The organism is Pseudomonas sp. P4_C3 (genome assembly GCF_056402075.1).
The window spans coordinates 1-13,626 of record NZ_JBFUIC010000125.1 but is presented as its reverse complement, the minus strand read 5'-3'; the positions used below and the strand labels follow the sequence as shown (position 1 = coordinate 13,626).

The 13,626-nt window shown below is 60.0% G+C and carries 14 protein-coding genes and 1 tRNA gene; 13 read left to right on the top strand and 2 right to left on the bottom strand.

What is annotated here, in order from left to right:
• The 3 genes from AC1DVH_RS18925 to AC1DVH_RS18915 form a co-directional block, all read left to right on the top strand.
• Positions 1–367: EAL domain-containing protein (locus AC1DVH_RS18925; RefSeq protein ID WP_477755092.1), on the top strand; the 367-nt coding region annotated here is incomplete at its 5' end.
• Positions 368–382: 15 nt separating this feature from the next.
• Positions 383–459: transfer RNA gene (locus AC1DVH_RS18920), tRNA-Ile, on the top strand.
• A gap of 403 nt (positions 460–862) precedes the next feature.
• A complete protein-coding gene (locus tag AC1DVH_RS18915; RefSeq protein ID WP_477755091.1) occupies positions 863–1,171 on the top strand; it encodes a DUF3077 domain-containing protein in 309 nt (102 codons plus the stop codon).
• A gap of 127 nt (positions 1,172–1,298) precedes the next feature.
• On the opposite strand, the gene AC1DVH_RS18910 is transcribed toward AC1DVH_RS18915, so the two are convergent.
• Positions 1,299–1,940, bottom strand: a complete 642-nt coding sequence (locus AC1DVH_RS18910) for a zinc metalloprotease (protein ID WP_477755090.1) — start codon at positions 1,938–1,940, stop codon at positions 1,299–1,301.
• 128 nt (positions 1,941–2,068) lie between these two features.
• On the opposite strand from AC1DVH_RS18910, the gene AC1DVH_RS18905 reads away from it, so the two are divergent.
• The 10 genes from AC1DVH_RS18905 (at position 2,069) to AC1DVH_RS18860 (ending at position 13,042) form a co-directional block, all read left to right on the top strand.
• Positions 2,069–2,530: an Lrp/AsnC family transcriptional regulator gene (locus AC1DVH_RS18905; RefSeq protein WP_007980298.1), complete on the top strand. Its 462-nt coding sequence runs from the start codon at positions 2,069–2,071 to the stop codon at positions 2,528–2,530.
• A 222-nt stretch (positions 2,531–2,752) separates the two neighbouring features.
• The gene (locus tag AC1DVH_RS18900) at positions 2,753–4,435 is read left to right on the top strand and encodes a flavin monoamine oxidase family protein (RefSeq protein WP_477755089.1); all 1,683 of its coding nucleotides are present in this window, start codon (positions 2,753–2,755) and stop codon (positions 4,433–4,435) included.
• 12 nt (positions 4,436–4,447) lie between these two features.
• The gene (locus tag AC1DVH_RS18895) at positions 4,448–5,242 is read left to right on the top strand and encodes a carbon-nitrogen hydrolase family protein (protein WP_477755088.1); all 795 of its coding nucleotides are present in this window, start codon (positions 4,448–4,450) and stop codon (positions 5,240–5,242) included.
• A 48-nt stretch (positions 5,243–5,290) separates the two neighbouring features.
• The gene (gene pqqF, locus AC1DVH_RS18890; RefSeq protein WP_477755087.1) at positions 5,291–7,720 is read left to right on the top strand and encodes a pyrroloquinoline quinone biosynthesis protein PqqF; all 2,430 of its coding nucleotides are present in this window, start codon (positions 5,291–5,293) and stop codon (positions 7,718–7,720) included.
• 158 nt (positions 7,721–7,878) lie between these two features.
• Positions 7,879–7,953, top strand: coding sequence for a pyrroloquinoline quinone precursor peptide PqqA (gene pqqA / locus AC1DVH_RS18885; protein WP_003444522.1), 75 nt, complete (start codon positions 7,879–7,881; stop codon positions 7,951–7,953).
• 78 nt (positions 7,954–8,031) lie between these two features.
• Positions 8,032–8,943: a pyrroloquinoline quinone biosynthesis protein PqqB gene (gene pqqB, locus AC1DVH_RS18880; protein ID WP_477755086.1), complete on the top strand. Its 912-nt coding sequence runs from the start codon at positions 8,032–8,034 to the stop codon at positions 8,941–8,943.
• Positions 8,944–9,081: 138 nt separating this feature from the next.
• On the top strand, positions 9,082–9,834 hold the full coding sequence (gene pqqC, locus AC1DVH_RS18875; protein ID WP_007993179.1) for a pyrroloquinoline-quinone synthase PqqC: 753 nt from the start codon (positions 9,082–9,084) through the stop codon (positions 9,832–9,834).
• A complete protein-coding gene (gene pqqD / locus AC1DVH_RS18870; RefSeq protein ID WP_008051583.1) occupies positions 9,831–10,106 on the top strand; it encodes a pyrroloquinoline quinone biosynthesis peptide chaperone PqqD in 276 nt (91 codons plus the stop codon). Before pqqC ends, pqqD begins: the two co-directional genes overlap by 4 nt.
• Complete coding sequence (pqqE, locus tag AC1DVH_RS18865; protein WP_477755085.1) at positions 10,078–11,250, top strand: pyrroloquinoline quinone biosynthesis protein PqqE; 1,173 nt, start codon at positions 10,078–10,080, stop codon at positions 11,248–11,250. Before pqqD ends, pqqE begins: the two co-directional genes overlap by 29 nt.
• Positions 11,216–13,042: a S9 family peptidase gene (locus tag AC1DVH_RS18860; RefSeq protein ID WP_477755084.1), complete on the top strand. Its 1,827-nt coding sequence runs from the start codon at positions 11,216–11,218 to the stop codon at positions 13,040–13,042. The genes pqqE and AC1DVH_RS18860 overlap by 35 nt, the downstream gene beginning before the upstream one ends.
• A 104-nt stretch (positions 13,043–13,146) precedes the next feature.
• Here AC1DVH_RS18860 and AC1DVH_RS18855 read toward each other — a convergent pair whose 3' ends face one another.
• Complete coding sequence (locus AC1DVH_RS18855; RefSeq protein ID WP_003228885.1) at positions 13,147–13,305, bottom strand: YqaE/Pmp3 family membrane protein; 159 nt, start codon at positions 13,303–13,305, stop codon at positions 13,147–13,149.
• Between the last annotated feature and the right edge of the window lie 321 nt (positions 13,306–13,626).

The window sequence follows — 13,626 nt, the reverse complement described above, 5'->3', positions numbered from 1 at the left end:
AAAACTGGGCGTGCAACTGGCCATCGATGACTTCGGTACCGGTTACTCGTCCCTGAGCTACCTCAAGCGCCTGCCACTGGACATCCTCAAGATCGACCAGTCCTTCGTCCGCGGCCTGCCGGACGATCCCCACGATGCGGCGATCGTACGCGCCATCATCGCGCTCGGACGCAGCATGCCATTCACCGTGATTGCCGAAGGGGTCGAGACACTGGCGCAACAGCAATTCCTCGCTGCCGAGGGCTGTGAACAAATCCAGGGCTACATCGTCAGCCTGCCCCTGCCCCCCGACGAATTTGCCGCGACATTTCTTCGTACAAACGTAATGGCTTTTTCAGATGGCACAGCCGCGAAACCGTCGTTATAATCCGCGGCCTACTGAGGGCCTATAGCTCAGTTGGTTAGAGCAGAGGACTCATAATCCTTTGGTCCACGGTTCAAGTCCGTGTGGGCCCACCAAACAAGAAAGCCGCGCAATGCGCGGCTTTTTCGTGTCTGACGTTTAGTTTTGTTTACTTATGGTCTCGCTTTATCGGATGACGCCCGCAGACCTTGTAGGCAAACTCCGAATCTTGCTTTTGGGCACTTTGATGCCTTGTTGCGCTTTTCTTCGACGGGATAGTCTCTGGACGTCGCTGACCATTCAGCGATCGGGCTTGGAAACCCGTCGGATCAAAGCGCAGCAGTATCTACCACTACTCCAGTCGTTTTTTACGACTGCGAAACTGTGTTATGGCAGCTGTGCGTGGGACGCTTTCGGGCGTGCCGGTTTCCTTGATCCCCGGTTTTCCAACCTGCGTACAGCTGCCACCCATTCGCTTGGAAACGAACGTGGCCGCTCCTTGGATTAAGGAGTTACATCATGAGCAAACCCATTTCGTCCGATCCTTCACAACTGAAAACCGTCGGCTTCACCCCCTTCCTCTATCTCTCGGACCAACCCCTGTTCCACGTCTGCCGCAACGTCCCCATCGCCGACGCTCTGGCCCAAGCCTCTGACCTGCTGTTCCTCGCCAAGTCCCTCACCGTGGACGCCGCCTACGCCCAAGACTCCGACCGCCACGCCAGGGCCGCGCACTATCTAACGACGATGAGCAAAGCGGTGATTGATGATGTGGTGAAGGTGCTGACGCGAAGGCCTGTTCAATCGAGAACGGATGCAGATCAATAGAACACTGTTCACAGGACCGGAAAATTCCCAAAAAGGGACCGAGAATTCCCTTTTGGGGACTGATAGAGCCAGCCTCTTCGGGCTTTCGTTATTTCCAGTGCTGAACGACATCACTGCAACTGTCAGTTCAAACACGCAGCGAAGGGATAGCCTGGACTGCCCGCAGCCGCTCCAGCATCTGCCCCGTCAACACGACCTCATACATATCCGCCGCCCGCCCCCACTGCTCCACGATGACCATGCCGTCCACCAGCGCCCCCGCCAATTCGGCAATCGTCTCGGCCTGATCCTCTATGATTTTTTGCGTCCGATCCCACACCCGATCAGTCATCGCTTTGAGCTGCGCCGTTATGCGTTCAGACGACGCTGGATCGGTATCGGGACAGGCGATGTTGCGCAGCAGATGCTGAAGCTCCCTGATTTTTGCGTAATCCTGTTCCGCCCCCTGCTCGCCTTTGAGGATGGCGGCGGCTTTGGGCTTATCGACGCGTTTTGCGGCTGAAGGTTTTGATGGCAGGGTCTGCGCCATTGCGCCAGCCAGGAGCACCATCATCCGGGCTTCCAGATGTTCCTTCATGGCTTCCATCGACGAAATTGGGCGCACCAACGTAATCGAGGCCCCTCCCTGGTGCCGCAAATCCTTGGTCACTGTCAGCGTCACGCCGCCCGTTTCAAATCCCAGGGCGCGGGCCACCACGTAGTGCCCCATTTCGTGATGGGCGATCTGCAATGCACGGTCCCGTACAGCAGCAGGTAGCTTTGTTGTCATGTCCTTGGCCTCTCGCCCTCGACTGCATCAATCTTAGTCGTTTGCCCACTCTCTTTCGGCCACAAGCGTCGCGTCGAACGAGCCTGTAACATGCTGGACCATTGATTCACGCCTCTGGAGCCACGCCGTTGCCCGACACTCGCCCCCCTGTTCTCGATGAAATCGACCGCCAATTGATTGCCGCCCTACAGATCAACGCCCGCGAGAGCGTGGCCATGCTTGCCCGGCAACTGGGCATCGCCCGTACCACGGTCACTTCGCGCCTGGCGCGGCTGGAAAAGGCCAAAGTGATCACCGGCTACGGTGTGCGCCTCGGTCAGCGGGTGGTGGATGGCGGGTTGCAGGCGTATGTCGGGATCACTGTGCAACCGCGTTCCGGCAAGGAGGTGTTGCGACGCCTGAGCGCGATGGCGCAGGTGCAGCAGTTGTGTGCGGTGAGTGGTGAATTTGATTATGTGGCGTGGTTGCGCACCGATTCACCGGAGCAACTGGATCAATTGCTGGATCAGATTGGCAGCGTGGACGGGGTGGAGAAGACCACGACCTCGATCATCTTGAGCAGCAAGATTGATCGGGGGCAGCCGGTTTGAGATTCCAATTCAGGTTTAATGGGTGTCTGAACTGACGTCATCGCGAGCAGGCTCGCTCCTACAGTGGTCAGTGTGTATATCAAGTTAGTCATATCGACCAATAAAATGGCAAAATGACGACACTTTGCGTCTTATTAACGTGTTCTGTGCTCTCTAGAATGGCTGGCATCTTTTCCTATACTCAGATGCGCATTCCGCGTCGGGTCGCCAGCAAGGTCAGCCATGAACAAGAACAATCGCCATCCTGCAGACGGTAAGAAACCAGTCACCATTTTCGGCCCGGATTTTCCTTTCGCCTTCGACGACTGGATCGAACACCCGGCCGGGCTGGGCAGCATTCCTGAGCATAGTCACGGTGCCGAAGTGGCGATTGTCGGCGGCGGGATCGCCGGCCTGGTAGCGGCGTATGAGCTGATGAAGCTGGGCCTGAAACCGGTCGTCTACGAAGCTTCGAAAATGGGCGGCCGCCTGCGTTCCCAGGCGTTCAATGGCGCCGAAGGCATCGTTGCCGAACTGGGCGGGATGCGCTTCCCGGTGTCGTCCACCGCGTTTTATCACTACGTCGACAAACTGGGTCTGGAAACCAAACCTTTCCCTAACCCGCTGACGCCCGCGTCGGGCAGCACGGTGATCGACCTCGAAGGTCAGACCCATTACGCACAGAAGCTGTCGGACCTTCCTGCGCTGTTCCAGGAAGTGGCTGACGCCTGGGCCGATGCCCTGGAAGCCGGTTCGCAGTTCTCCGATATCCAGCAAGCCATTCGTGATCGTGATGTTCCACGCCTGAAAGAGCTGTGGAACACCCTGGTGCCGCTGTGGGACGACCGCACCTTCTACGATTTCGTCGCCACCTCCAAGGCCTTCGCCAAGCTCTCGTTCCATCACCGCGAAGTGTTCGGCCAGGTCGGTTTCGGTACCGGCGGCTGGGACTCGGACTTCCCCAACTCGATGCTGGAAATTTTCCGCGTGGTGATGACCAACTGCGACGACCATCAGCATCTGGTGGTCGGCGGTGTGGAACAGGTGCCACAGGGCATCTGGCGCCATGTGCCGGAACGTTGCGCGCATTGGCCGGCCGGCACCAGCCTCAGTTCCCTGCACAACGGCGCACCACGTACCGGTGTGAAGAAAATTGCCCACGCACCGGGCGGCCGTTTCGCCGTCACCGACAACTGGGGCGACACACGCGAATACGCCGCAGTGCTAACCACTTGCCAGAGCTGGCTGCTGACCACCCAGATCGAATGCGACGAAACCCTGTTCTCGCAAAAAATGTGGATGGCCCTGGACCGCACCCGCTACATGCAGTCGTCGAAGACTTTCGTGATGGTCGACCGCCCGTTCTGGAAAGACAAAGATCCGGAAACCGGCCGCGACCTGATGAGCATGACCCTCACCGATCGTTTGACCCGCGGCACTTATTTGTTCGACAACGGCGACGACAAACCGGGAGTGATTTGCCTGTCGTACTCGTGGATGAGCGACGCCCTGAAGATGCTGCCGCAGCCGGTGGAAAAACGCGTGAAGCTGGCGCTGGATGCGTTGAAGAAGATCTACCCGAAAGTCGACATCGCCGCGCGGATCATCGGCGATCCGATCACCGTGTCCTGGGAAGCCGACCCACATTTCCTCGGTGCATTCAAAGGCGCCCTGCCCGGCCATTACCGCTACAACCAGCGTATGTACGCACACTTCATGCAGGACGACATGCCAGCCGAACAACGCGGGATTTTCATCGCCGGCGACGATGTTTCGTGGACGCCGGCCTGGGTCGAAGGCGCGGTGCAGACGTCGCTCAATGCGGTGTGGGGCATCATGAAACACTTCGGCGGTGCAACTCAYGCCGAGAATCCGGGTCCAGGAGATGTGTTCAACGAGATCGGACCGATCGCCCTGCCCGAGTAAGAGGAATCCGAAATGCGCGTAGCCCTTTACCAATGTCCACCGCTGCCTCTGGATGTCGCCGGCAACCTGCAACGCTTGCAGCAGCTTGCGCTGGAGGCAAAAGGCGCCGACCTGCTGGTGCTGCCGGAGATGTTCCTGACCGGCTACAACATCGGCGTCGATGCCGTCAGCGTGTTGGCGGAGGTGTACAACGGTGAGTCGGCGCAGCAGATCGCGCGCATTGCCAAGGCAGCCGGGATCGCCATCCTGTATGGCTACCCGGAGCGCACCGCCGACGGGCAGATCTACAACGCCGTGCAGTTGATCGATGCCAATGGCGAGCGCGTCTGCAACTACCGCAAAACTCACTTGTTCGGCGACCTCGATCACTCGATGTTCAGCGCCGGCTCAGACGAGTTTCCCATCGTTGAGCTCAACGGCTGGAAGCTCGGTTTCCTGATCTGCTACGACCTGGAATTTCCGGAAAATGCCCGACGCCTGGCCCTGGCCGGTGCCGAGCTGATCCTGGTGCCGACCGCCAACATGATTCCCTACGACTTCATCGCTGACGTCACCGTCCGCGCCCGGGCCTTTGAGAACCAGTGCTACGTGGCCTACGCCAACTACTGCGGCAGCGAAGGCGACATTCATTATTGCGGCCAGAGCAGCATCGCCGCACCGGATGGCAGCCGTATCGCCCAGGCGGGTCTGGATGAGGCGCTGATCGTCGGCGAGCTGGATCGCCAGTTGATGCTCGACTCCCGCGCCGCCAATCGCTATTTCCTCGATCGCCGCCCTGAGCTTTACGGCAACCTGAACAAGCGCTAGTCCACTGTAATCCGCTAGCATTGGCACTTCACTGTTCTGGAAGTGCCCATGCCCGCGCTGAATCAACCTCGCCCCCCTACGGAAACCCTGGCCAACGGCCTGCGGGTGACGCTGCGTCATGCCCCGAACCTGAAGCGTTGCGCGGCGGCGTTGCGCGTGGCTGCCGGCAGCCATGATGTGCCGCTGGCCTGGCCCGGTCTGGCGCATTTTCTTGAGCATTTGTTGTTTCTGGGGACTGAGCGATTTCCTGCGGGCCAAGGGCTGATGGCCTACGTCCAGGGGCATGGCGGGCAAGTGAATGCGCGGACCAGCGAACGCACCACGGACTACTTTTTTGAACTGCCACCCCAAGCGTTTACCGGTGGGCTTGAGCGTCTGTCAGACATGCTCGCCCATCCACGCATGAACCCGGACGATCAACAGCGGGAACGGGAAGTGCTGCAGGCGGAATTTATCGCCTGGTCGCAGGATCCGGTGGCGCAACAACAGCGGGCATTGTTCGATGGGCTTTCTGAGGCTCATCCGCTTCGAGGTTTCCATGCTGGCAATCGCGACAGCCTCCCGGTGTCGCAACCCGAATTTCAGCAGGTATTGCAGGATTTTTATCAGCGGTTTTACCAGACCGGGCAGATGACCTTGAGCCTGGCCGGGCCACAGAGCCTCGATGAACTAAGAGGTTTGGCCGAAACATTTGCCAGCGTCATTGCCGGCGGTGAAAAGGCCACGCAACAATCCCCGGCACCGCTGATGGCGACCTCAAACGCCAGTTATCAACAGGCTGGCGAGCGCCGACTGGATTTGCTGTTTGCCCTCGAAGCGCTACCCGACTCCGCCGCCGAAGCACTGGGTTTTCTGTGTCACTGGCTGAATGCCGAGAAACCGGGCGGTTTGCTGGCGGATTTGCGTGTGCGTGGATTGGCCGAAAAACTGAAGGCCGAGTCGCTGTATCAATTCGCCGGGCAAGCCTTGCTGCACTTGGCGTTCACATTGCCCGCCAACTCTTTGGCAACCGGGATTCGCGAGCGGCTGATGGATTGGCTGGGCTTCTTCGCCAGGCAAGACTGGAGCCGATTGCGCGAAGAATACGCAACCCTGCTCCAGCGCCAACAGCAAGTCAGCAGCGCCTTGCAACTGGCCCGACTGGACAGCGAACAACGCGAAGTCGGGTTATCTGACCAAGGCGTTACAGCCCTCAAGCAAGTCCTCAAACAAATCGGCGCTGTGGATAACTTCAGCGGCCGCTGGCAATTGCCAGCACCCAACCCGTTCTTGCCCTGCGAAGCACCGCCAGCCAACGCCGGATTGATTCGCGGCCAGACCAGCGCCCACCGTGGCCTGCGCACTTTTGCCCAGGATCGCTCGCGCAGCCGTCGTGAACGTTCGCCGATGCAATTCAGCCAGGCATGGCCGGACAACGGTGCTGAAGGTGCGATTTATCTGCGCTGGCGCCTAGGTTCGACTCCCGGCAGCCACCTTCAATCACAGCTGGAAAACCACCTGCAACCATTGCGCGAAGACGCGCGTCAGGCCGGCGTAGATGTTTCCTTCAGTGCGTCGGGCAACGAATGGCTGCTGAAACTGAGCGGGCTTCAGGAGCCGATGCCCGGCGTCCTGGAGCATGCGCTGAAAGAACTGACAAAACCTGATGCCGCTGTCTCACAAGCCGAATCGACCAGTGTTGCGTTGATACCGATTCGACAACTGCTCAAAACATTGCCCGATCACTGCCTCGAGCACAGCGCGAGCTCGGATGACCTGCAGCAACTCTGGTCGAGTGCGCGATGGGATGGGTTGGCCATCGGGTTATCGGCTCAGACTCAAGCGGCCATGGGCCTGGCCTTGAGCCGCATACCCGGCACGCCGGACAATCAACTGACGCAGCCCTCTTCGATCCTCGCACAGCATCTGTGGAGCACTGTCGATACCGCCTCCAGCGAGCACGCGTTGCTGCTGTTCTGTCCGACAGCCACCCAGGAAATGGCCGACGAAGCCGCGTGGCGTTTGCTCGCTCACCTCTCACAGACGCCGTTCTACCAGCGCCTGCGGGTGGAGCTGCAACTCGGCTATGCGGTGTTCAGCGCCCTGCGGCAGATTCACGGCCAAACCGGGCTGCTGTTCGGCGTGCAATCGCCAAGCGCTGCACCAACGGCGTTGCTGCAACACATCGAGCAATTCCTGAATCGATTGCCGGAGCTGATCCACGCGCTCGACGACACCACCTTCAATGCTCAACGCCAGGCTCTGGCGGATCAATTTTCCAGCGCCGCGCTCACCACGAGCCAAGCGGCCGAATTGCTTTGGCAGGGCAAGTTGGGCGGCCGCTCGTCGGATTATCTGACGCAATTACCCGAGGCAATCCTGCTGATCGACCGCGCCGAACTGCTGGCCGCCGCACAGCGATTGAATCAGGCCGAGGGCGGCTGGCTGAGCCTGGCCAACAGCCCTGCACCCGGCACTCCCTGGCGAGCGACAAAATGATCATTACCGGGGCTGTAAGGAGCTTTCTCAAAGTTTCACGGACAATCCCTTTGAAATTTTGAGTAACATTGCCACCTAACTATCTGGAACATCTCTGATTTGAGGTGGACTATACCTATAGATAGCGCTGTCCCACCCCACTTGAAGGAGTTCAATCTATGGCCTGGACCAAACCTGCCTACACCGACCTGCGTATCGGCTTTGAAGTCACCATGTACTTCGCCAGCCGCTAATCTGCCTTGGCGGACTGCAGCTAACGCCTCGGTTATCCCGAGGCGTTTTATTTTCAGCGTTGAAATGATGGAGCGTCCATGTTTGTCCAGATTCTAGGTTCCGCTGCCGGCGGCGGCTTCCCCCAGTGGAACTGCAACTGTGTGAACTGCGCAGGCTTTCGTGACGGCAGCCTGCGGGCCAAGGCGCGGACGCAATCGTCCATCGCGATTTCCGATGACGGCGTGAACTGGGTGCTGTGCAACACCTCCCCGGACATTCGCGCCCAACTCCAGAGCTTCGCCCCGATGCAGCCGGGCCGCGCCCTGCGCGATACCGGGATCGGCGCGATCATCCTGATGGACAGCCAGATCGACCACACCACCGGCCTGCTCATGCTGCGCGAGGGATGCCCGCATCAGGTCTGGTGTACCGACATGGTCCACGAGGACCTGAGCACTGGTTTCCCACTGTTCAACATGCTGACTCACTGGAACGGCGGGCTGAACTGGAACCGTATCGAACTCGATCAAAGCTTCACCATTCCCGCCTGCCCGAACCTGCGCTTCACCCCGCTGCCTTTGCGCAGTGCCGCGCCGCCGTACTCGCCGCACCGCTTCGACCCGCATCCGGGCGACAACATTGGCCTGATCGTCGAAGACCTCGGCACCGGCGGCAAGCTGTTCTATGCGCCGGGCCTGGGCAAGGTGGATGCAGAGCTTCTGGAAATCATGGCTGGCAGCGATTGCCTGCTGGTCGACGGCACGCTGTGGGATGACGATGAAATGCAGCGGCGTGGCGTAGGCACCCGCACCGGTCGCGAGATGGGCCACCTGGCGCAGAACGGCCCTGGCGGCATGCTCGAAGTGCTGGAACAACTGCCCGAGCAGCGCAAGGTGCTTATCCACATCAACAACACCAACCCGATTCTTGATGAGGACTCGCCGGAGCGCACGGAGCTGGATCGGCGCCAGGTGGAAGTGGCGTATGACGGCATGAGTATTGTTTTGTAAGTAGTCGAGACCGCTGCGCGGTCTATCGCGAGCAAGCTCGCTCCCACAGTTGACCGCATTCCCCTGTGGGAGCGAGCTTGCTCGCGATGAGGCCGGCACAAGCACTACACCTCTACGGTTGTTCCCCGGAGAACCGCAATGACCGACACCCCAATGTCCCCCGCCGAATTCGAAGCGGCCCTGCGCGCCAAGGGCGCCTATTACCACATCCATCACCCCTATCACGTGGCGATGTATGAAGGTCGGGCCACCCGCGAACAAATCCAGGGCTGGGTCGCCAACCGTTTCTACTATCAGGTGAACATCCCCCTGAAGGACGCGGCTATCCTCGCCAACTGCCCTGACCGCGAGATCCGCCGCGAGTGGATTCAGCGCCTGCTCGACCACGACGGTGCGCCCGGTGAAGACGGCGGCATCGAAGCCTGGCTGCGCCTGGGCCAGGCCGTGGGCCTCGACCCCGACCAACTGCGTTCCCAGGAGCTGGTGCTGCCCGGCGTACGCTTCGCCGTGGACGCCTATGTCAATTTCGCCCGCCGCGCCAGTTGGCAGGAAGCCGCGAGCAGCTCGCTGACCGAACTGTTCGCCCCGCAGATCCACCAATCGCGCCTGGACAGTTGGCCCCAGCATTACCCATGGATCGACCCGGCCGGCTACGAGTATTTCCGCACGCGCCTGGGTCAGGCACGGCGTGATGTCGAGCATGGTCTGGCGATCACGTTGCAGCACTACACTACTCGTGAAGGCCAGGAGCGCATGCTGGAAATTCTCCAGTTCAAACTGGACATTCTTTGGAGCATGCTCGATGCCATGAGCATGGCCTACGAACTGAAACGCCCGCCGTATCACAGCGTGACCGGAGAACGGGTCTGGCACAAAGGAATCACCTTATGAGTTTCGATCGCAGCAAGACCCCGACCTGGCGTCCCGGCTACCGTTTCCAGTACGAACCGGCACAAAAAGGCCACGTACTGCTGTACCCGGAAGGCATGATCAAGCTCAACGAAAGTGCCGCGCTGATCGGTGGTTTGATTGATGGTGAGCGAGACGTGGCAGCCATCATCGCCGAGCTCGACCAACAGTTCCCCGGCGTGCCCGAGCTTGGTGACGACATCGAGCAATTCATGGAGGTTGCCCGTGCGCAACACTGGATCGAACTTGCCTGATTCATCGGTGCAAGTGCCGCCCAAACCTGAAATCGGCTTGCCGCTGTGGCTGCTGGCCGAGCTGACGTACCGCTGCCCGCTGCAATGCCCGTACTGCTCCAATCCGCTGGATTTCGCCGAACAAGGCAAGGAGCTGAGCACCGAACAGTGGATCAAGGTGTTCCGCGAAGCGCGGGAAATGGGTGCCGCGCAACTGGGCTTTTCCGGTGGCGAGCCGCTGGTGCGCCAGGACCTTGCCGAGTTGATTGGTGAAGCCCGCAAACTGGGTTTCTACACCAACCTGATCACCTCCGGCATCGGCCTGACCGAGCAAAAAATCAGCGACTTCAAGAAGGCCGGTCTCGATCACATCCAGATCAGCTTCCAGGCCAGCGACGAACAGGTGAACAATCTGCTGGCCGGGTCGAAAAAGGCCTTTGCGCAGAAACTGGAAATGGCCCGGGCAGTGAAGGCCCACGGTTATCCGATGGTGCTGAATTTCGTGACCCATCGGCACAACATCGACCAGATCGACCGCATCATCGAGCTGTGCATCGCTCTGGAAGCGGACTTTGTCGAGCTCGCCACTTGCCAGTTCTACGGCTGGGCGCAACTCAATCGCGTTGGGCTATTGCCGACCAAAGAACAACTGGTGCGCGCCGAACGCATTACCAACGAATACCGCGCCAAACTCGAAGCCGAAGGGCATCCGTGCAAGTTGATTTTCGTCACCCCGGACTATTACGAAGAACGCCCAAAAGCCTGCATGAATGGCTGGGGCAGTATTTTTCTGACGGTCACCCCAGACGGAACCGCCTTGCCCTGCCACGGTGCCCGACAGATGCCGGTGCAGTTTCCCAACGTGCGCGACCACAGCATGCAACACATCTGGTACGACTCGTTCGGCTTCAACCGCTTTCGCGGTTATGACTGGATGCCCGAGCCGTGCCGCTCCTGTGACGAGAAAGAAAAAGACTTCGGCGGCTGCCGCTGCCAGGCGTTCATGCTCACCGGTGATGCCAGCAACGCCGACCCGGTGTGCAGCAAGTCGCCACAACACGGCGTGATCCTCAAGGCTCGCGAAGAAGCCGGGCACGCTACCCAGACCATCGACCAACTGGCCTTTCGCAATGAACGAAACTCACGCCTCATCGCCAAAAGCTGAACCTTTCAGCGCTGCCAAAGCCGTGGCCGCCGGTATCGACTTTGCCGAACTGCAGGTCGGTCGACAGGGCCTGTTCTGGAACGAGTACCGACCCGAAGACGCGGCGTGCCGGATCTGGCATTGGCGTGACGGTGCAGCGAAATGCCTGACGCCACTGGGGTTCAGCGTGCGCAGTCGGGTGTACGAATATGGCGGCGGCGCGTTTTGCCTGACGGACGACGGTATCGTTTTCGTCAACGAGGCAGACCAGCAACTGTATCGGCAATCACTGCAAGGCGAAGCGCCCGAAAGGCTGACGTCCAGTGCGTGCCGTTATGGTGATTTACAGTTCGCCAACGGGCAGGTGCTGGCGGTCGAGGAACTTCGCGATCAACACCGACTGGTGGCGATCGATCTGTTCGATGGCGCACGTCACCTGCTGGCCGAGGGTGCTGACTTCTACGCGGCACCGACGCTGAGCCCTGATGCCCGGCGCCTGGCCTGGATCGAATGGAGTCGTCCGGATCAGCCATGGACAACGACCCGCTTGATGGTTGCCGAACGCCTCGCCACTGGCGGGCTTGCCGAAGCTCGTTGTGTGGCGGGCGAAGGCGCGCAAGAGTCTGTGCAACAACCGCGGTTTGATGCCAACGGTCGCTTGTATTGCCTGACCGATCGCGCCGGTTTCTGGCAGCCATGGATGGAATCTGAAAAAGGCCTGAGCCCATTGCCAAGCGCCGCCGCCGACCATGGCCCCGCGCCCTGGCAACTCGGTGGCAGCACCTGGTTGCCGCTGGGCAACGACAGCTATCTGGCCAGTTGGACCGAAGGCGGGTTTGGCCGATTGGGCATAGGCGGCGATTCCAGCGCCGACTTCACCGGCGACTACAGCCGCTTCCGCCATCTCGCCGTGGATAAGCAGTTCATCTATTGCATCGCGGCGTCGCCCGTCAGTTCAACCGCCGTCATCGCCATCGACCGCCAGAGCCGGCAAGTGCAAGTGCTGGCCGGCGGCATCGCACCGCTTGCTCCCGAACAGATCAGCCGCCCGCAAACCTTGCGCTACCCAAGTGGCTCAGGCGAAGCACACGGCTTCTTCTACCCGGCGATGACCGGCGCGGCGAAACCGCCATTGGTGGTGTTCGTCCATGGTGGCCCGACTTCGGCGTGTTACCCGATGTTCGATCCGCGTATCCAGTATTGGGCACAGCGGGGCTTCGCTGTGGCCGACCTCAACTATCGCGGCAGCAGCGGTTATGGCAGGGACTATCGTCAGGCGCTGCATTTGAGCTGGGGTGATGTGGATGTCGAAGACGCTTGCGCGGTGGTCAGCCATCTCGCCGAACGTGGCTTGATCGATGGCGACAAAGCGTTCATCCGCGGCGGCAGTGCTGGCGGTTACACCACCCTTTGCGCCTTGGCATTTCACAACGTGTTCCGCGCCGGCGCCAGTCTGTATGGGGTCAGCGATCCGGTGGCGCTGGGGCGCACGACCCACAAATTCGAAAGTGATTATCTGGATTGGTTGATCGGCGATCCTCTGCGGGATGCCGAACGCTACGCGGCCCGCACGCCGCTGCTGCATACCGGCAACATCCGCGTGCCAGTGATCTTCTTTCAAGGAGAACTGGATGCCGTGGTCGTCCCGCAGCAGACCCGCGACATGGTCGCGGCGCTGCAGGACAACGGCATCCTGGTCGAAGCGCATTACTATGCAGACGAACGCCACGGTTTTCGCAAGGCCGGTAACCAGGCCCATGCGCTGGAGCAGGAGTGGTTGTTTTATCGGCGGGTGATGGAGCACGCCAGCTGAAATCGGCGGTATTCCAATCGCTGGCAAACCAGCTCCTACAGAACCGTGATCTCCCGTAGGAGCTGGCTTGCCAGCGAAAGCGATCTATCTAACGCCGCAAAAATTCAGCGCTTGGCGATGATGTACACCGCATGCACGATCCCCGGAATGTAACCGCACAACGTCAGCAGAATATTCAGCCAGAACGCCCCGCCGAATCCTACTTGCAGAAACACACCCAGTGGCGGCAACAGGATGGCGATGATGATGCGAATAAAGTCCATGGGACAGCTCCTGATTGGGGTGGACTCGTTCGAGCCCTACAGCTAATCGACCTGTGCCGTTTGTCAGGGTTCAGTCCCTCTATTCCCAAGCTCCGCCCCTTCGTTGAGTTTCGCAGACAAAAAAACGCCCCACGCCAAAAGTATCGGGCGTGGGGCGTGCGTATTACCGCGAGACGGTTCTGGAATGTGTGCAGGGCGCGTCTGATCAGACGGCAATCCCTTTGCGGCACTGCAATTGCGCGGTGCGTACTCGGGAGAAGGCGCGCGCCAGGCGCAGGAGCATTTCATCGATATTGGCGTTGCTGACATTCAGCGCTGGGG

Coding starts and splice junctions, on each gene's coding strand:
- AC1DVH_RS18915 (WP_477755091.1), top strand. CDS start 863: ATGAGCAAACCCATTTCGTCCGATCCTTCACAACTGAAAACCGTCGGC.
- AC1DVH_RS18910 (WP_477755090.1), bottom strand. CDS start 1,940: ATGACAACAAAGCTACCTGCTGCTGTACGGGACCGTGCATTGCAGATC.
- AC1DVH_RS18895 (WP_477755088.1), top strand. CDS start 4,448: ATGCGCGTAGCCCTTTACCAATGTCCACCGCTGCCTCTGGATGTCGCC.
- pqqF (WP_477755087.1), top strand. CDS start 5,291: ATGCCCGCGCTGAATCAACCTCGCCCCCCTACGGAAACCCTGGCCAAC.
- pqqB (WP_477755086.1), top strand. CDS start 8,032: ATGTTTGTCCAGATTCTAGGTTCCGCTGCCGGCGGCGGCTTCCCCCAG.
- pqqC (WP_007993179.1), top strand. CDS start 9,082: ATGACCGACACCCCAATGTCCCCCGCCGAATTCGAAGCGGCCCTGCGC.
- pqqD (WP_008051583.1), top strand. CDS start 9,831: ATGAGTTTCGATCGCAGCAAGACCCCGACCTGGCGTCCCGGCTACCGT.
- AC1DVH_RS18860 (WP_477755084.1), top strand. CDS start 11,216: ATGAACGAAACTCACGCCTCATCGCCAAAAGCTGAACCTTTCAGCGCT.
- AC1DVH_RS18855 (WP_003228885.1), bottom strand. CDS start 13,305: ATGGACTTTATTCGCATCATCATCGCCATCCTGTTGCCGCCACTGGGT.